Origin of the sequence: Reyranella sp., assembly GCF_965279625.1 — a bacterium.
Classification (GTDB): Bacteria; Pseudomonadota; Alphaproteobacteria; order Reyranellales; family Reyranellaceae; genus Reyranella.
This window is the reverse complement of the sequence record NZ_OZ257251.1, coordinates 974,723-992,907: the sequence shown is the minus strand read 5'-3', so window position 1 is coordinate 992,907 and position 18,185 is coordinate 974,723. Positions and strand designations below refer to the sequence as shown.

Annotated in this window: 17 protein-coding genes; 4 read left to right on the top strand and 13 right to left on the bottom strand. The window is 66.0% G+C overall.

The genetic code is table 11. The annotated features are described in order from the left end of the window. Positions 1–65 precede the first annotated feature (65 nt). From ACQY78_RS04765 to ACQY78_RS04755, 3 genes are read left to right on the top strand one after another with little or no spacing between them, the layout of a single operon-like run. Positions 66–926: an FAD binding domain-containing protein gene (locus ACQY78_RS04765; protein ID WP_428686325.1), complete on the top strand. Its 861-nt coding sequence runs from the start codon at positions 66–68 to the stop codon at positions 924–926. Positions 927–930: 4 nt separating this feature from the next. Then, positions 931–1,407, top strand: coding sequence for a (2Fe-2S)-binding protein (locus ACQY78_RS04760; protein WP_428683249.1), 477 nt, complete (start codon positions 931–933; stop codon positions 1,405–1,407). Continuing rightward, complete coding sequence (locus ACQY78_RS04755; RefSeq protein WP_428683247.1) at positions 1,404–3,683, top strand: xanthine dehydrogenase family protein molybdopterin-binding subunit; 2,280 nt, start codon at positions 1,404–1,406, stop codon at positions 3,681–3,683. The genes ACQY78_RS04760 and ACQY78_RS04755 overlap by 4 nt, the downstream gene beginning before the upstream one ends. Positions 3,684–3,737: 54 nt before the next feature. Here the strand turns inward: ACQY78_RS04755 and ACQY78_RS04750 are convergent, their stop codons facing one another. The 9 genes from ACQY78_RS04750 to ACQY78_RS04710 all read right to left on the bottom strand — a co-directional run bounded on the left by ACQY78_RS04750 (position 3,738) and on the right by ACQY78_RS04710 (position 13,546). After that, positions 3,738–4,487, bottom strand: a complete 750-nt coding sequence (locus tag ACQY78_RS04750) for an SDR family NAD(P)-dependent oxidoreductase (protein ID WP_428683245.1) — start codon at positions 4,485–4,487, stop codon at positions 3,738–3,740. A gap of 10 nt (positions 4,488–4,497) precedes the next feature. Next, positions 4,498–5,958 (bottom strand): amidophosphoribosyltransferase, encoded by a 1,461-nt coding sequence (gene purF / locus ACQY78_RS04745; protein ID WP_428683243.1) that lies wholly within the window; start codon positions 5,956–5,958, stop codon positions 4,498–4,500. A 46-nt stretch (positions 5,959–6,004) separates the two neighbouring features. Next, a complete protein-coding gene (locus tag ACQY78_RS04740) occupies positions 6,005–6,649 on the bottom strand; it encodes a CvpA family protein (RefSeq protein ID WP_428683241.1) in 645 nt (214 codons plus the stop codon). A 22-nt stretch (positions 6,650–6,671) separates the two neighbouring features. Then, positions 6,672–8,135: a DNA repair protein RadA gene (gene radA / locus ACQY78_RS04735; RefSeq protein ID WP_428683239.1), complete on the bottom strand. Its 1,464-nt coding sequence runs from the start codon at positions 8,133–8,135 to the stop codon at positions 6,672–6,674. Positions 8,136–8,137: 2 nt separating this feature from the next. Then, positions 8,138–8,911, bottom strand: a complete 774-nt coding sequence (locus tag ACQY78_RS04730; protein ID WP_428683237.1) for an ABC transporter ATP-binding protein — start codon at positions 8,909–8,911, stop codon at positions 8,138–8,140. Positions 8,912–8,925: 14 nt separating this feature from the next. After that, a complete protein-coding gene (locus ACQY78_RS04725; protein ID WP_428683235.1) occupies positions 8,926–9,705 on the bottom strand; it encodes an MlaE family ABC transporter permease in 780 nt (259 codons plus the stop codon). Then, a complete protein-coding gene (alr, locus tag ACQY78_RS04720) occupies positions 9,702–10,871 on the bottom strand; it encodes an alanine racemase (protein ID WP_428683233.1) in 1,170 nt (389 codons plus the stop codon). The genes ACQY78_RS04725 and alr overlap by 4 nt, the downstream gene beginning before the upstream one ends. A gap of 9 nt (positions 10,872–10,880) precedes the next feature. Further along, on the bottom strand, positions 10,881–12,407 hold the full coding sequence (locus ACQY78_RS04715) for a replicative DNA helicase (protein WP_428683231.1): 1,527 nt from the start codon (positions 12,405–12,407) through the stop codon (positions 10,881–10,883). An 86-nt stretch (positions 12,408–12,493) separates the two neighbouring features. After that, entirely contained in the window at positions 12,494–13,546 is a 1,053-nt protein-coding gene (locus ACQY78_RS04710) for a class I SAM-dependent methyltransferase (RefSeq protein WP_428683229.1), read from the bottom strand. Between the two features lie 360 nt (positions 13,547–13,906). On the opposite strand from ACQY78_RS04710, the gene ACQY78_RS04705 reads away from it, so the two are divergent. After that, positions 13,907–14,941: a Fe(3+) ABC transporter substrate-binding protein gene (locus tag ACQY78_RS04705; protein ID WP_428683227.1), complete on the top strand. Its 1,035-nt coding sequence runs from the start codon at positions 13,907–13,909 to the stop codon at positions 14,939–14,941. Here ACQY78_RS04705 and ACQY78_RS04700 read toward each other — a convergent pair. From ACQY78_RS04700 to rpsF, 4 genes are all read right to left on the bottom strand, one after another. After that, positions 14,916–16,553 (bottom strand): ABC transporter permease, encoded by a 1,638-nt coding sequence (locus ACQY78_RS04700; protein ID WP_428683225.1) that lies wholly within the window; start codon positions 16,551–16,553, stop codon positions 14,916–14,918. The two genes, ACQY78_RS04705 and ACQY78_RS04700, sit on opposite strands and share 26 nt — an antisense overlap. An 82-nt stretch (positions 16,554–16,635) precedes the next feature. After that, complete coding sequence (rplI, locus tag ACQY78_RS04695; protein ID WP_428686324.1) at positions 16,636–17,277, bottom strand: 50S ribosomal protein L9; 642 nt, start codon at positions 17,275–17,277, stop codon at positions 16,636–16,638. Positions 17,278–17,298: 21 nt separating this feature from the next. Beyond that, a complete protein-coding gene (gene rpsR / locus ACQY78_RS04690) occupies positions 17,299–17,532 on the bottom strand; it encodes a 30S ribosomal protein S18 (RefSeq protein WP_295135841.1) in 234 nt (77 codons plus the stop codon). Continuing rightward, positions 17,529–17,984, bottom strand: coding sequence for a 30S ribosomal protein S6 (rpsF, locus tag ACQY78_RS04685; RefSeq protein WP_428683222.1), 456 nt, complete (start codon positions 17,982–17,984; stop codon positions 17,529–17,531). The genes rpsR and rpsF overlap by 4 nt, the downstream gene beginning before the upstream one ends. Between the last annotated feature and the right edge of the window lie 201 nt (positions 17,985–18,185).

Here is an 18,185-nt window from a genome sequence, read left to right as displayed (position 1 = left end):
CAACAAAGTCGAAATAACGAGCTGCGCCGCGGCCGCCGACGGGATGAAAGGGCAGAACCATGGATATTCAGTACGTAGCGCCTAGTACGCTCGACGAAGCGGTTCGGGCGTTCGCAGCGGCCGCCGGCGCCGGCCGGATCCTGGCAGGCGGCACCGACCTCCTGGTCCAGATGAGGAACGGGGTCGTGACCCCGGGCACGATCGTCGACATCAAGAAGATCGGCGAGCTGACCGCCATCGAGGAAACCAAGGAGGGCGGCTTCCGGATCGGCGCTGCCGTCTCGGGCGCGGTTCTGCGCGAACACCCCAAGGTCAGCAAGGTCTGGCCGGGCGTGGTCGAGGCCACCAACCTGATCGGCTCCACCCAGGTCCAGGGGCGTGCAACGCCGGGCGGCAATCTGTGCAACGGCTCGCCCGCCGGCGACAGCGTTCCGGCCATGGTCGCGGCCGGCGCCATCGTCACGATCCAGGGACCGAACGGGCGTCGTGAGCTCGCCGTCGAGAAGGTGCCCAAGGGGCCGGGCCGGCTCAACCTCGAGCCGGGCGAGATCGTCGTTTCCTTCACCCTGCCGCCGCGGTCGAAGGGCTCGAGCGATGCCTATCTGCGCATGATCCCGCGCACCGAGATGGACATCGCCGTCGTGGGCTGTGGCGTCAGCCTGACCCTGGACAAGGGAACCTGCACCGCCGCGCGCGTCGGCCTCGGCGCCGTCGCACCGACGGTCCTGCTGGTCGAGGAGGCGGCGAAAGCGCTCATCGGCTCCAAGCTGGACGAAGCCGCACTGGCGAAGGCCGCCGCCGCCTGCAGCGCCGCCTGCCGTCCCATCGACGACAAGCGCGGCACCATCGCCTATCGCACCAAGGTGGCCGGCGTCCTGCTGAAGCGCACCGCACTGATTGCCGCCGAACGCGCGGGAGGAAACTAGGACCATGGCAAAGCTTCACGTCTCCACCACGATCAACGGCGAGCCGCAGGAATTCCTCTGTGACGCCGACCAGAGCATGCTCGATGTGCTGCGCGGGCCGCTTGGGCTCACCGGCGCCAAGGAAGGCTGCGGCACCGGCGACTGCGGCGCCTGCACGATCACCCTCAACGGACGGATCGTGTGTTCCTGCCTGATGCTGGCGGCCGAGGCCGAGGGGCAGAAGATCGGCACCATCGAAGGCATGGCCGGCGAGGAGCTGCACCCGCTGCAGCAGAAGTTCCTCGAGTCGGCCGCACTCCAGTGCGGCATCTGCACGCCGGGCGTCCTGATGGCGGCCAAGGCCCTGCTCGAGAAGAACCCGGATCCGACAGAGCATGAAGTCCGCTTCTGGCTGGCCGGCAACCTGTGCCGCTGCACCGGCTACGACAAGATCATCCGCGCCGTGATGGACACCGCTGCCGACATGAGGGCCGCACGATGAGCACGAACGGGAACACCACAGACACCGCCAACGACAACAAGTGGATCGGTAAGCGCACGATTCGTCCCGACGGCGCCGACAAGGTGACCGGACGTGCGGCCTATGCCGCCGACACGACCATGCCCGGCATGATCTGGGGCAAGGTCCTGCGCAGCCCGCACCCGCATGCGCGCATCAAGTCGATCGACACCAGCAAGGCGGAAGCCCATCCCGGCGTGAAGGCCGTGATGACGGCCAAGGACGTCGTCAACTTCCCGCTCGATAAGTCGGTCATGCTGGGCATCCAGGACATGCGCTGGATGTGCCGCAACGTCATGGCGCGGGAGAAGGCGCTGTTCGCCGGCCATCCGGTCGCGGCGGTCGCGGCGACCACCGAGAAGATCGCGGCCGAGGCCTGCAAGCTGATCGAGGTCGAGTACGAGGTCCTGCCCTTCGTGATCGACGTCGAGGAGGCGATGAAGCCCGACGCGCCGATCCTGCACGACTTCATCAAGTTCAAGGACAAGCCGTCGAACATCGCCGGCACGCTCGAGCACAAGCTTGGCGATATCGGTGAGGGCTTCGCCAAGGCCGATGTCGTCATCGAGCGCAGCTTCCGCACCCAGCCGGTGCACCAGGGCTATATCGAGCCGCATGCCTGCCTGGTCAGCGTCTCCGACGGCAAGGCCACGATCTGGAGCTCCAGCCAGGGCCAGTTCATGGTCCGCGCCATGTGCGCCTACCTGACGGGGCTGCCGCAAAACGACATCCGCGCGATTCCCGCCGAGATCGGCGGCGGCTTTGGCGGCAAGACGATCATCTACCTTGAGCCGCTGGCGCTGATTCTCGCGAAGAAATCCGGCCGTCCCGTGAAGATGACGATGAGCCGTGCCGAGGTGTTCCATGCCTCGGGCCCGACCTCGGGGTCCTACAGCACGGTCAAGCTGGGCGCGACCAAGGACGGCAAGCTGGTGGCCGCGCAGGGCACCTTCTGCCTGCAGGCCGGCGCGTTGCCGGGCTCGCCCATCCGCGGCGCGGCGGGCTGCGCCTTCGCGCCCTACGACATCCCGAACGTGCACTCGTTCGGCTACGACGTGGTGTCCAACCGCTCCAAGGTCGCGGCCTATCGCGCACCCGGCGCGCCGATCGGCGCCTATGGCGTCGAGTGCGTCATGGACGAGATGGCCGAGGCGCTGAAGATGGATCCGCTGGATTTCCGTCTGAAAAACGCAGCGAAGCAGGGCACCAAGGCCGCGCATGGTCCGGTCTATCCGCGCATCGGCTTCGTCGAGACGATCGAGGAAGCGAGGAAGCACGCGCACTACACGACGCCGCTGCCCAAGTCCAAGAAGGGCATGCTGTACGGCCGCGGCGTGGCCTCGGGCTTCTGGTTCAATGCCGGCGGCGAATCGAGCGCGCAGGTCAACATCAACGAGGACGGCACGGTGGTGGTGATCACCGGCCATCCCGACATCGGCGGTTCGCGCGCCTCGACGGCCAACATCACCGCCGAGATCCTCGGCATCGACTACAAGAAGGTCTCGGTGCTGATCGGCGACACCAGTGTCATCGGCTTCAGCAACCTGACCGGCGGCAGCCGCGTGACCTACGCCTCGGCCATGGTCGTGACGCAGTCGACGGAGCGGGTGATTACCCAGCTGCGCGAGCGCGCGGCCAAGATATGGAAGATCGATCCCGACGCGGTCGTCTGGGAGAATGGCGAGGCCCGGCCGGCCGGCGACAATGCCGGCAAGTTCGAGCCTCTCAGCCTCGGGCAGATCGCGGCCCAGGCGAGCGCCACCGGCGGGCCCATTGGGGCCGGCCAGCAGCTCAACACGACCGGCGCCGAAGGCGGCTTTGCCACGCACGTCTGCGATGTCGAGGTCGATCCCGACCTCGGTATCGTGCGCGTGCTGCGCTACACGGCTGTCCAGGATGTCGGCCGCGCCATCCATCCCAGCTATGTCGAGGGCCAGATCCAGGGCGGTGCCGCCCAAGGCATCGGCTGGGCGCTGAGCGAGGAGTACATCTTCAACAAGGACGGCAAGCTCGATAATCCGAGCTTCCTCGATTACCGCATGCCGGTGAGTTCGGACCTGCCGATGCTCGACTCAGTGATCCTCGAGATCCCGAACCCGAAGCATCCGCAGGGCGTGCGCGGCGTCGGCGAAGTGCCGCTGGTGCCGCCGCTCGCGGCGGTCTCGAACGCGATCTACGACGCGCTCGGGCGGCGCTTCTACAGCCTCCCGATGTCGCCGCCGAAGGTGCTGGCCGCGATGGACATGGCCGCGGAGTAGGAGAGGCGGTGACGGCCCAGCGCCGTCACCTCTTCGAAGACGCGAGCGGCGCCCTCAGCTGAGGCTTGGGCGCTGCTCGAGGGCCGCGTCGCCGGCGACCCATTCGCCGTTCATGGTGCAGGCGGGCATCGCGAGCTGGATGAGCGATTCGCCGTGCGCTTCGGGCGGGATCTGCTGCGCTTCGTCCTCGCCCGGAAAGGCCTCGCGGCGCATGAAGGTGCGCATCGGCCCCGGATTGAAAAGATTGGCCTTCACCTGGGTGTGCGCGACCTCGGCCGCGTAGATGCCGACCATCATGTCGAGCGCGGCCTTGCTCGTGGCATAGGCCCCCCAATAGGGGATGATCCGGCGTGAAGCGCCCGAGGTCACGAAGATGGCACGGCCGGCATCGGAGCGGCGCAGCAGCGGGTCCATCGAGCGGATCAGGCGCCAGTTGGCGGTCACGTTCACCGCCATCACCTGCTCGAACACCTTGGGATCGAAATGGCCCATCGGCGAGAGCGTGCCCAGGATGGCGGCATTGCCCAGAAGCACGTCGAGGCGGCCGAAGCGGTCGAACAGGGCCTGGCCCAGCCGGTCAATCCCGGGGCCGTCTGTAATGTCCAGCGGCACCAGGGTGGCCGAACCACCGATCGCCTTGATGCGGTCGTCGACCTCTTCGAGGCCGCCCACGGTCCGGGCGACCAGCACACAGTGCGCGCCCTCGGCCGCGTAGGCGAGGGCAGCCGCGGCCCCGAGGCCGCGCGAGGCACCGGTGATCAGCGCAACACGCCCGGCGAGGCGGCCGACGGCGGCTTCGGTCATGATCCTGAACTCAGGCCGATTCGACGAGAAGGGAGAGCTGGCGATCCTCGACGCCGACGACGTCGTCGAGCGCGATCGGATAGTCGCCGGTGAAGCAGGCGTCGCAGAAAGCCGGCTGGGCCGCATCCCGGCCCGGCAGGCCCATCGCGCGATAGAGACCGTCGATCGAGACGAAGGCCAGAGAATCGACGCCGATGAACTTCGCCATGCCGGCGACGTCGTAGCGCGAGGCCAGCAGCTTGTCCTTGTCCGGCGTGTCGATGCCGTAGAAGCAGGGATCGGTGGTCGGCGGCGCCGCGATGCGCATATGCACTTCCTTGGCGCCGGCGTTACGCACCATCTCGACGATCTTCATCGAGGTGGTGCCGCGCACGATCGAATCGTCGACCAGGATGACGCGCTTGCCCTCGATATGGGCGCGGTTGGCGTTGTGCTTCAGGCGCACGCCGAGATGGCGGATATGGTCCGCAGGCTCGATGAAGGTGCGTCCGACATAGTGGTTGCGGATGATGCCAAGCTCGAACGGCAGGCCCGACTGCGCGGCATAGCCGATTGCGGCGGGCACGCCGGAATCCGGCACGGGCACGACGACGTCGGCCGGCACGGGGCTTTCCTTGGCCAGTTCCATGCCGATGCGCTTGCGGGCGTCGTAGACGCCGATGCCTTCGACCTTCGAATCGGGACGCGCGAAGTAGATATGCTCGAACACGCAGAAGCGGCGCTTCTGCTTCACGAACGGTTTGATGGACCTGAGCCCGTTGCCATCGACGATGACGATCTCTCCCGGCTCGACGTCGCGCACGAAGCGGGCGCCGATGATGTCGAGGGCGCAGCTTTCCGAGGTCAGGATCCAGGCATCGTCGAGACGGCCGATCACCAGGGGACGCACGCCCATCGGATCGCGCACGCCCAGCAGCGCCTCGTTCGTCAGCAGCAGCAGAGAATAGGCGCCCTTCACGCGGCCCAGCGCATCGATCAGCCGGTCGACCACGGTCGAATAATTGGAGCGGGCGATCAGGTGGTTGATCACCTCGGTGTCGGTCGTCGACTGGAACAGGCAGCCGATCCGGACCAGTTCCTTGCGCAGAAGGTACGCGTTGGTGAGATTGCCGTTATGCGCGAGCGCCAGACCGCCAAAGTCGAAATCGGCGAAGATCGGCTGGATGTTGCGGTCCGAGGACCCGCCCGTCGTGGCGTAGCGATTGTGTCCGATCGCCGAATATCCGACGAGCTTTTCCATGACCGCCTGGGTGCCGAAGATGTCTCCGACCAGGCCGGCGGCGCGATGGTTGTGAAAAACCCGGCCGTCGAAAGTCACGATTCCCGAGGCTTCCTGCCCACGGTGCTGCAGGGCGTGAAGGCCCAGCGCGGTGTGCGCGGCGGCATCGGCTGTCCCGTAGATGCCGAACAGCGCACATTCCTCGTGAAACTTGTCGAGGTCGTCTTCGGAGCGTTTCAGGGGGGTATGCACGGCGGGGTTATAGCTGGGGTGTCGCCGCGACGCTATCAAGTATGACTCACTGCGGCGGTTTGGTTTCCCCAGGCGCGGCCGGTGCCGCGGGTGCGGCAGGAGTGGCATCCGACGGAGTGACGGTGGGAGGCGCGGAGCGCGGCGCCGCTGTCGACGACCCCGGAATGACGCCGCTTTCCATGCCCGGTCGTTGCAGGCGGTTGCGGAAACCGCTGGGAAGGTTCGGCTCCACGAAGGTCGCCATCTCGCGGATCATCGGAAAACTGGCCGCCCCCTCAACCGCGGGCGGCAGCTGGCGCGGTCCGAGATAGCCGTAGAACAGAAAGGCCGTTCCCATCGCGACCCAGGCGCACAGCACGCCGAAGCCGGCCCCGAGGATTCTGTCGGGCCGTCCGAGCGGGCCGGTCCGGATGGACCGGGAAACCACGCTGGTGAGCATGATCAGCACGATCAACGCTCCGACGAAGACGACGAGCAGGGAGATGAAATAGGACAGTTCTGCGCTGCCGACGACCTTCAGGACCTCCGGCTCGACGACGTTCGAGAAGCGCCAGGCGATCCAGCCGGCGCCGATCCAGGAGGCGATGAACAGGATGGCATGGGCGAAGCCCGTGGACATGCCTATGAGCGCTCCGAACACAGCGACGGCGATCACGGCGACGTCGAAAACGGTAATTCCCAGCTGCTCCATCGCCCCCGTGCTCTCCGTGCCCTCAGTGTTGATCCCGGTCGCGCCGGCGGTCCCCCGGTCCTTCGGGGGCTCCCTCGCGCCGGCCACGTTTTAGAGGCCGATCAGCCGGTTGGAAACGCGCCACAAGGTCCGACAGATGCTCAATTTCGTCAATGGCGATGCCCTCCGGCGCCCGGGGAGCGGGCCCCGAGCCGCTGCGAACCTGCGGGACGAGGGCACTCCGGAAGCCGAGTTTTGCCGCCTCCCGCAAGCGGGCCTCGCGCTGGCCGACGGGCCGGACTTCGCCGCCGAGGCCGATCTCGCCGAACACCACCATATCGCCCGGCACCTGCTCGTCGGCGAGCGAGGAGATGACCGCCGCCGCCACGGCGAGGTCGGCGGCCGGTTCGCCGATCCTGAGGCCGCCGGCGACGTTCAGGTAGACGTCGTTGGCGCCGACCGTGACGCCGCAGCGGGCCTCCAGAACGGCCAGGACCATGGCAAGGCGGTTCGAATCCCAGCCAACCACCGCGCGCCGCGGTGTGGCGAGGGACGAGGGGCTGACCAGCGCCTGGATCTCCACCAGCAAAGGGCGGGTGCCTTCGATGCCGGCGAAGACGCAGGTCCCCGAGACGTGACCGCGGCGGTCCGCGAGGAACAGGGCCGAGGGATTGGCGACATCGGAAAGTCCGCGATCGGACATCTCGAAGACGCCGATTTCGTCGGTCGGGCCGAAGCGGTTCTTGACGGTGCGCAGGATGCGGAACTGATGGCCGCGCTCGCCTTCGAAATAAAGGACCGTGTCGACCATGTGCTCAAGGACGCGGGGACCCGCAATGGCGCCGTCCTTGGTCACGTGGCCGACCAGCAGCACGGCGATGCCGCGCCGCTTGGCGAGTTCGACGAGGGCCTGCGCCGAGGCGCGGACCTGGGTGACGGTACCGGGCGTCGAATCGACAGTGTCGAGCCACATCGTCTGGATCGAATCGATGACCGCCACCTTCGGCGCGTCCGGCTGCTCCAGCGACGCCACGATGTCGCGCACCGAGGTCGCGGCTACCAATTGGACGGGGGCGTCGGCCAGCCCCAGCCGTTCGGCCCGCAGGCGGACCTGGTCGACGGCCTCCTCGCCGGAAATATAGGCGCAGGCGGTGTGCTGCCTGGCGAGCGCCGCCGCCATCTGCAGCAGCAGGGTCGACTTGCCGATACCCGGATCGCCGCCGATCAGAAGCGCGGAGCCGACGACCAGGCCGCCACCGCACACGCGATCGAACTCGTTGATACCGCTCTTCAGCCGCGGCGGCTGTGGTGTCGAGCCGGTAAGGCCGGTGAAGTCGAGCAGGCGTCCTTTTCCGAGGCGGGCCATCGCGCCGCCGGCCGGTCCCGGCGCGGGAGCGGCTTCCTCGACGATCGTGTTCCACTCGCCGCAGGATTCACAGCGCCCGCTCCACTTCGACGTGACGGCGCCGCAGGACTGGCAGGCGTAGCGCTTGAACGGCCGCGCCACGGTCAGAGCTTCCGGACCTGCATCCGGATCGGACCATCGGCCCGGCCGTGGATGAACTGGTCCACATGGGCGTTCCCCGAGCGGTCGATGTCGGCGACGGGCCCCTGCCAGATCAGCTTGCCCTCGTGCAGCATGCCGATGCGGTGACCGATCTTGCGGGCGCTCGCCATGTCGTGGGTGATCGAGATCGCCGTGGCGCCCAGACTGCTGACGGATTTCACGATCAGATCATTGATCACGTCCGCCATGATCGGATCGAGGCCGGTCGTCGGTTCGTCGAAAAAGATGATCTCGGGTTCGCGCGCGATGGCGCGGGCGAGCGCCACGCGCTTCTGCATGCCGCCCGACAATTCCGAGGGGAAGAGGTCACCGATTTCAGGGCCGAGGCCGACGGCGCCCAACTTGGCGACGGCGACTTCACGGGCCTGGTCGGGGGCCATGCCGTCGCTCTGGATCGGCCCGAAAGCCACGTTCTCCCAGACGCGGAGCGAATCGAACAATGCACCGCCCTGGAACAGCATGCCGAACTTGCGCATGACCCGCGCACGGTCGCGATCGGACAGGTCGCTCGTCTCCTCTCCGTCGACCTTGATCGAGCCTTGGTCGGGTTTCAGCAGGCCGAGAATGCATTTCAGCAGCACCGACTTGCCCGTGCCCGACCCGCCGATCACGACCATCGATTCGCCCGGCGCCACGTCCAGCTCGATGCCCTGCAGCACCTTCTTGGGCCCGAAAGCCTTGGTGACGCCGCGCAACGATATCTTGGGGGAGGCCATGCGGGGGGAGCCGATCAACGCGCGAAGAAGGCTTCGGTGATGAAGTAGTTGAAGGTCAGGATCAGCATCGAGGCGGAGACCACCGCGCTGGTGGTCGCCTTGCCGACACCCTGGGCGCCGCCGCGCGACCTGTAGCCGTGATAGCAGCCCATCAGCGTGATCAGGAAGCCGAACACCGCCGCCTTGACCAAGCCCGAGAAGACGTCCTGGAACTGCAGGAAGTCGAGGGTATTGCGCAGGTAGGCGGCATCGTTGAAGTCGAGCTTGTAGACGCCGATCAGGAAGCCGCCGAACACGCCGATGATATCGGCGACCAGCACCAGGAACGGCAGGGTGAGGATGCCTGCGATCAGGCGGGGGGCGACGAGATACTTGAAAGGATCGGTGGAGAGAGTCGTCAGCGCGTCGATCTGCTCGGTGACGCGCATGGTACCGATCTCGGCCGCCATCGCGGCGCCGACGCGGCCGGCGACCATCAGGGCGGCGAGAACGGGTCCCAGTTCACGGGTCAGCGAGACCACGACGACGTTGGGAATGGCGCTTTCGGCGGAGAAGCGCGCGAAGCCCGTGTAGCTCTGCAGCGCCAGCACCATGCCCGTGAAGATCGCGGTCAGGCCGACCACGGGCAGCGAGTAGTAGCCGATCTCCATGATCTGCCGGAGGATCTGCCGGCGGTAATAGGGCGGCTGCAGACCCTGACGGACCGCCTTGAAGGCAAATGCCGAGACGCTGCCGATCGCCTCCAGGAAGGCGAGCGTCATGCGGCCCAGGACCGTGAACAGGGGAATCGTCACGCCGGTTCTCCCGTTTCGTCGGCCGGCGCCTCGGCGAAGCGGTCGACATAGGCACGATGATAGCGCGTGCCCAAAGCAGTCATGACCTCGTAGGCATTCGTCCGCGCATGCTCTGCCAGGGTATCCGGCGTGAGATGCGGCCCCAGCACCTCGACCGTGGCGCCCGGCAGGCAATCGGCCTCCGGCACATCGGTCACGTCTATGGTCACGAGGTCCATCGAGATGCGGCCGATCACGGGTACGTTGTGGCCGGCGAGATGCACATGGGCACGGTTGCCGAGGTTGCGGAAATAGCCGTCCGCATACCCCAGCGCGATGGTGGCGATCCGGCTCGGCCGTGCCGAGCGCCAGGCGCCGCCATACCCCACGGTCTGGAAGGCATCGATCTGGCGCGTCTGGAGGATCCGGGCCTGCAGCGTCACGACGTCGAGCATCGGGTTGGCCTGCCCCGGCAGGGGATTGATGCCGTAGAGAGCCGCGCCGGGACGAAGCAGGTCGAAATGATAATCCGGCCCCAGGAAGATGCCCGAGGAGTTGGCCAGCGAAGTCGGTGCTCCGGGCATGGCGCGCACGAAGGTGCGGAAGCGCGAGAGCTGTTCGCCGTTCACCGGGTTCGAGGGTTCTTCCGACGCAACCAGATGGCTCATGATCAAGGCGAGCCGCAGGCCGCGCAGCCGGCCGCGTTCGTTGATCAGCACCTGCGCGTCCTCTGCGCCGAAGCCAAGCCGGTGCATGCCGGTGTCGAGGTGCACCACGGCGTCGAGGGCCCGGTTGAAGCGCTGGGCGGCAGCCCGCCAGGCATTCAGCTGTGCCAGGTGATTGAGCACGGGGACGAGGCGGTGCTCCACGAAATCGCCCTCGGTTCCGGGAAGCAGACCGTTCAGCACGTAGATCGGCAGTTCCGGCAGCACGCGGCGGAGCGCTATGCCCTCGTCGATATGCGCCACGAAGAACTGCCGGCAGCCTTCGGCCGCCAGCAGGGGACCGACCACGGTCGCCCCCGTACCGTAAGCATCGGCCTTCAGGACGGCGGCGCAGTCGACCGGCCGGCCGGTGGCGCGGCCGGCATCGCGCAGCCCGCGCCAGTTGGCGGCGATCGCGCCCAGGTCGATGGAAAGGACCGCGCCGGCGCGGCTCGCCGGGTCATGATCTTCGGGAATTGACACGCGGTGACCTTAGAACGCTGACACGGGCTCGTCAGCAACGCCATCGAGGTTGCCGAACTTCGTGAACTGTCCTTCGAACGACAGGCGCACGATGCCTGTAGGTCCGTGTCGCTGTTTTGCCACGATGACCTCGGCCTTGCCGTAGGTCTGTTCGCAGCGCTGCTTCCAGTCGTCGTGGCGCTCGTTGAACTTCTGGTCGCTCTCCTCGGCGCGGCGAGCGGGCTCGCCGCGGGTCAGGTAATATTCCTCGCGATAGACGAACATCACGACGTCCGCGTCCTGTTCGATCGATCCGGATTCGCGAAGGTCGGAGAGCTGGGGCCGTTTGTCCTCGCGTTGCTCCACGGCGCGCGACAGCTGCGAGAGCGCGATCACCGGCACGTCGAGTTCCTTGGCGAGCGTCTTCAGGCCTCGGGTGATCTCCGAAACCTCCTGCACGCGGTTTTCCTGCCGGCTCTTGCCCGACGGGTTCAGGAGCTGGAGGTAGTCGACGATGATCAGGCCGAGACCGTGCGTCCGCTTCAGCCGGCGCGCTCGGGTGCGCAGGGCAGCGATCGACAAAGCGGGCGTGTCGTCGATGAAGAAGTTGAGATGCTCGAGTTCGTGGCTGACGTTGATGACCCTGTCGAATTCGTGGCTGAGCACCTCGCCGCGGCGGATCTTCTCCGAGGAGATTTCGGCCTGCTCAGAAAGCATGCGGGTGGCGAGCTGTTCGGCCGACATTTCGAGCGAGAAGAAACCCACCACCGCGCCGTCCACGGCTTTCGGGTGACCGTCGACGATCTCCTCCCGGTAAGCCTTCGCGGCGTTGAACGCGATGTTGGTTGCCAGTGCGGTCTTTCCCATCGAGGGGCGGCCGGCAAGGATCAGAAGGTCGGATCTGTGCAGGCCGCCCAGCAACTGGTCGAGATTGAACAGGCCGGTGGCCACGCCGGTGAGCTTGCCCTCGCGCACATAGGCGGCTTCTGCCGCCGTCATGGCCTCGGTCAGGGCCATGCGGAACGGTTTGAAGCCGCCCTCGGTCTGGCCCGTCGTCGCAAGGTCGTAGAGTTTCTTTTCGGCGACCTCGATCTGCTGCAGCGCGGTTTCGTCGACGTCGCCCGAGAAGGCCCCGTTCACGACATTCTCGCCGAGGTCGATGAGCTGCCGGCGCAGGTAAAGATCGTGAACGGCGCGGCCGAACGCGGCGGCATCGATCACGTGCACGGAGGCTGCTGCCAATCTTGCGAGATAGGCGGCGCCGCCGGCCTCCTTCATCGCGGGATCCTGCTCGACATAGGTCTTGAGCGTGACGGCGCTCACGACCTGGCCGCGCTCGATCAGGCGCGACAGCGAATCGAAAAGCTTGCCGTGGAGCGGATCGGCAAAATGCTCGGGACGCAGGAACTCCGCGACGCGCTGGTAGGCGGCGTTGTTGATCAGGATCGCACCGAGCAAGGCCTGCTCGGCCTCGAAATTGTGCGGCGGCTCGCGCAGGCGTGCATCTTCGGCGCCGGGCAGGCGCGTGACGTTCGAGGTGTCTTTCAGCGGCTCCATGACATTGTCTTTGCCCAAGATGGGAGGGGGATCACAGTGCAAAGAATCGGTGCGCAGGCTTATCCAGAGTTTAGCGAGGATACTTCCTATTCAGCCGCCATGGACCCTGTGACGTTCTTCAGACGTTCTTCGGTGAGCATATAGTCACGAATGAGCGGCACCGCATCCTGGCGCCGGCTGATCTGGATCTGAAACACCATCTGCTGCATGTAGCGGAACGCGACCTCGCAGCCCGCGAGATAGAATTCCCACATGCGGCAGAAGCGATCGTCGTAGCCGGCGATTTCCTTGATTTTCTCCCGGTTGGCGAGGAAGCGGCGCCGCCAGTGACGCAGGGTCTCTGCATAATGCAGCCGCAGCACTTCGATGTCGGTGACCCACAGGCCGGACCTCTCGATCGCCGCAAGAACCTCCGACAAAGCGGGCGAATAGCCACCGGGGAAGATGTATTTGCGAAGCCAGGTGTTGGTGCCTCCGGGGGGCTCCATGCGACCGATCGAATGCAGCAGCATCACGCCGTCATCGGCCAGGAGGTCCCGTATCTTCCGGAAGTATTCGAGGTAATGGGCCGAGCCAACATGCTCAAACATTCCGACCGAGACGATACGGTCGTAGCGGCCGGGTTCCTCGCGATAGTCGATCAGCTTGAAGTGGACCCGGTCGGAGATGCCTGACTCCTGGGCGCGTCGGTTGGACACGCCATGCTGTTCGCGCGAGAGCGTGACGCCCGTGACGTCGACATCGAAGGAGCGGGCGAGGAACAAGCCCATGCCGCCCCAGCCCGATCCGATGTCGAGCACCTTCTGACCGGGTTTCAGCAGCAGCTTGGTCGCAATATGCAACTTCTTGTCTGCTTGGGCCGTCTCGAGCGACTCGTTGCCCGTCTTGAAGTAGGCGCAGGAATACTGACGGTCGCAATCGAGGAAGAGATCGTAGAGTTCGCCCTTCAGATCGTAGTGGTGGGCGACGTTCTTCTGCGCCTTGCCGATGGGATTGTACTGCTCCAGCAGCCGCAGCCCTCGCTGGAGTGAGTAGGACCAACGCATCATGGCCGTCGAATCGACGGCGTTGATGTTGCGACCCAGGAGGTCGAGCAGATCGTAGAGGTCGCCTTGTTCTATGGTCAGGCGACCCTCCATATAGGCCTCGCCCAAGGCGAGTCGGGGCCGGAACGCTAGACGGATTCCGGTCCACCGGTCATGGACCCGCATGGTCACCGCGGGACCGGCTTTGGCTCCAATGATCTGATGCGACCGGCCAGCTTCATCAACGATCGTCAGTTGGCCTTCGCTCACCACCCGGGCAAGGACCTGCGCCAGCAGCACGACGGATTACTCCAAGTTGTCGTTGGCCAAATGTTAGTCCGATCCGCATTTTCGACGCAAAGGGTTGAACGCGCAAAATTTGGCAAGGTAAATGTGAATAAATCGCATTTGAATTGCCAATATTCATAGGCGGTGATATCGGGCCATTGATACTCACTCGCAGCGGAGGAAGACGTGAAGAGACGTGCGCTCGTGACGACTGGCCTGGCGTTTGGTTCCGGCGTGCTCATTGCCCGTCGCGCCTGGGCGCAGGGCGGCACGCTCAACCTCTATTCCGCCCGTCACTACAAGACCGATGAGGCGCTGTACGGCAATTTCGCCGACCTCACGGGTGTGAAGATCAACCGCGTCGATGCCGAACCGGATCCGCTGATCCAGCGTCTGCGCACGGAAGGTGACAAGAGCCCGTGTGACGTGTTCATCACCGTCGATGCCGGTCGTATCGAGCGTGCCCGCGAGATGGGGCTGCTGCAGGCGACCGACTCGCCCGTCCTGGCCAAGGCGATCCCCGCGCATCTGCGCGATCCCGACAATACCTGGTTCGGCTTCTCCAAGCGCGCCCGCATCTTCGTGTTCAACAAGGAGAAGGTGCAGGCCGCGGCGGCGCCGCAGACCTACGAGGACCTCGCCGACCCGAAGTGGAAGGGCAAAATCCTGATCCGCTCGTCGGGCAACATCTACAATCAGTCGCTCACCGGCTCGGTGCTGGCAGCGGATGGTCCGGAGAAGACGGAAACGTGGGCCAAGGGCGTCGCCGCCAACCTGGCGCGTCCGCCGCGCGGCGGCGACACCGACCAGATCAAGGCCGCCGCCGCGGGCGAGGGCGATGTCGCCGTCGTGAACACCTATTACTTCGTGAACCTGGTGCGCTCGAACAAGCCGGAGGACCGCGATCTCGCGGCCAAGCTGGGCGTCATCTTCCCGAACCAGGCCAATCGCGGCACGCACGTGAACCTGAGCGCCGGCGGCGTCGCCAAGCATGCACCGAACAAGCAGGCGGCGGTCAAGTTCCTCGAGTATCTGGTCTCGCCGCAGGCGCAGAAGTACTTCGCCGACGGCAATTCAGAGTATCCGGTCGTGGCCTCGGTGGAACTCTCGCCGGAGCTGAAGGCGCTCGGCACCTTCAAGGAGGATCAGCTCAACGCCCGCGTGTTCGCACAGAACAACGCCGAGGCGCTGAAGATCATGGACCGGGCCGGCTGGAAGTAAGACGCCCCGACGCCGCCACCGTGCGACTCAGCAGGATCACCGGTGCAAGCGACACGGTGACGATGAGAATGGATCCGACGGCCGCCTGGGCAAGGCGCTCGTCGGATGCGAAGCGGTAGACCCCGACGGCCAACGTGTCGAAGTTGAAGGGCCGAATCAGCAGGGTCGCCGGCAGTTCCTTCAGCACTTCCACGAATGCGACGATCCCGGCCGTCAGGACCGGCGCCCGCAGCATGGGTAGATGGATTCGCCACAGCACGTCGCGTGGCCTGGCGCCGAGGATGCGCGCGCTCGCGTCCATGGCCGGATCGATCGCGGCAAGTCCGGGCGCGACGTTGGCCAGCCCGACGGCGAGGAAGCGAACCGTATAGGCGACGACGAGGGCAAAGGCCGTGCCGCTCAGCAGCAGGCCCGTCGGGACACCAAGCAAGTGCCGCGAGAGCAGGTCGAGGCCGTGATCGGCGAATGCCAGCGGCAGCAGCACCCCAACGGCGATCACGGCGCCGGGAATGGCGTAGCCGAGCGATGCGAAAGCGATGGTGCGGTGGAGCAGTCGACGGCGGACGAGGCGCCCGGCGTAGCTCAGGAACACGGCGAGACCGACGATGATCGCAGCCGCCACCGTCGCCAGGATCAGGCTGTTGAAGGCATCGCCGATGAAGCGGCGATCGGTCAGCAGCACGCCGGAGGACAGGGCGAGTTGCGCGAGATGTGCCGTTGGCACCCCGAAGCCGAGCAGGATCGGCAGAGCGCAGGCCATGAAAGCGGCGAGACCCGCGAGCAGGGGGAGTTGCACCGGCTCGGCGACGTAGCGCAGGTTCGAAGCGATGGCGAAGTGGGCGCCGCCGCGCGACCGGCGTTCCAGGGCAACGAGAACGACCGCGATCAGGATGAGAACCATGGAGAGCTGCGCCGCGCCCTCGCGGTTTCCCATGCCGTACCAGGTCCGGTAGATCGCCGTGGTGAAGGTGTGGATGCCGTAATACTGGACGGTGCCGAAGTCAGCGAGGGTCTCCAGCAGCGCGAGGGCCGCGCCCGCGGCGATCGCGGGGCGGGCCAGCGGCAGGCCGATGCGCAGGAACGTGCGCCAGGGTCCATTGCCGAGGATGCGGCTTGCCTCAAGCAGCGACTGCGACTGGGCGAGGAACGCCGCGCGTGCGGCCAGATAGACGTACGGGTAGAGGACCAGCGTGAAGAGCAGGGCGACACCCTGGGGGGAGCCGAACTCTGGAAACCAGTAGTCGCCTCGGTTCCACCCCATCGCGCTGCGTAGCGAGGACTGCAGCGGGCCGGCGAATGTCAGCAGGTCGGCGTAGGCATAGCCGATGATGTAGGTCGGCATGACGAGCGGCAACAGCAGCGCCCAGTGCAGCATCCGGCTTCCGGGAAACCGGTACATCGTCACCAGCCAGGCCGTGCCGGTGCCGATCACGACGGTACCGAGGCCAACGCCGATCAGCAGGACGATCGTGTTGCTGACGATGTCGCGAAGCTGCGTCTCGGCAAGGTGACGCCAGAGCTCGCCCTGGTCGCTGACAAGACTGGAGGCGATGCCGAGCAGGGGCAGGGCAACGACGGCTGCCACGGCGAGGGCGCCCAGCCGCCAGATCACGGAAGCACCAAAAGAAAACGCATGCCATCGCGAGGCGATGACATGCGTTCGAAGAGGACCGCGGTGCCTGTCGGCACGCGTATTACTTCTGGTCGGCCGGCGTTTCCTCGGCCGCAGCCTCGGCAGTCTCGCCTTCGCCCTCGGCGGCCTCGGCCGACTTGGCCTCGAACAGCGCGGCGGCCTGATCGGCCGCACGCTGCGCGGCTTCCGCCGCTTCCATGGCCGCACGCTCGGTCTCCGCGACCAGCCTGCCGCCCTTGGCGAGGAACTCGGCCTCGTCGGCGGACCGGGCAACCAGCACCGAAATCTCGACCACGACTTCCGGATGGAGGTGGATCTTGATCTTGTGCTCGCCCAGCGCCTTGATCGGCTTGTCCAGTTCGACCTGGCTGCGCTCGATCTTGACGCCCTGTGCGGCAGCGCCGTCGGCGATGTCGCGCGAGGTGACCGAACCGTAGAGCTGCAGCGCCTCGGAGGCCTGGCGGATGATGATGACCTTGAGGTCGCTCATCTTGGCGCCGACCGCTTCGGCTTCCGAGCGGCGCTCGAGGTTCTGCGCCTCGAGAACCTTACGCTGCGATTCGAAGTAGGTGATGTTGTCCTTGGTCGCGCGCAGCGCCTTCTTCTGCGGCAGAAGGTAGTTGCGGGCGAAGCCGGGCTTCACCTTCACAACATCGCCCATCTGGCCGAGCTTCGGCACGCGCTCGAGCAGGATGACGTTCATCGGCATGATTGCGTCTCCCGACTAGGCGATGAGGTAGGGCAGGAGGGCCAGGAAGCGGGCGCGCTTGATCGCCTGGGCGAGTTCGCGCTGCTTCTTGGACGACACTGCCGAGATACGGCTCGGTACGATCTTGCCGCGTTCGGAAATGAACCGCTGCAGAAGGCGCACGTCCTTGTAGTCGATCTTCGGGGCGTTGGCGCCGGAGAACGGGCAGCTCTTGCGGCGGCGGGTGAACGGACGACGCTGTGCGCTCATGCTTCTTCTCCCGTTTCAGAGGCCACCGGGGCGGCACCGCCCTCGTCGCCGAAGCGCGAACGCTCGCGACGCGGCGGGCGATCGCCCCAGCGGTCGCCACGATCGCCACCCGGACGGTCGGACTTCTCGGCGCTGCGCACCATGATGGCCGACGGCGCTTCCTCGAGCTCGTCGACGCGCACGGTCATGTAGCGGATGATGTCTTCGTTGATCGACATCGTGCGCTCCAGCTCCTTCACCGCCGCCGCAGGGGCGTCGATGTTGAGCAGGGTGTAGTGACCCTTGCGGTTCTTCTTGATGCGGTATGTCAGCGAGCGCAGGCCCCAATACTCCTTCTTGGAGACGGTGCCGCCCATGCTGGTGACCAGTTCGGAGAACTGGGTGGTCAGAGCCTCCACCTGCGTCGTCGCAACGTCCTGACGCGCAATGAAGACATTCTCGTAGAGTGCCATGTAGATTCGGCTCCTTATGGCTGTTAGCGACCCGAAGTTCCGAAGAACCGCCCGGATCTAGCCGCCCCACGCGGAATGCACCGGGGCGGCAAGGAGATCGAGGCCGATTCAGGCCCCGAAGAGGCGCGGTTATACAGGCAAGCAGCCCGAAAGCAAGTATTCCCCGTGCGGCTTGACTGCGTCCCGCGCCCCGGTATGACT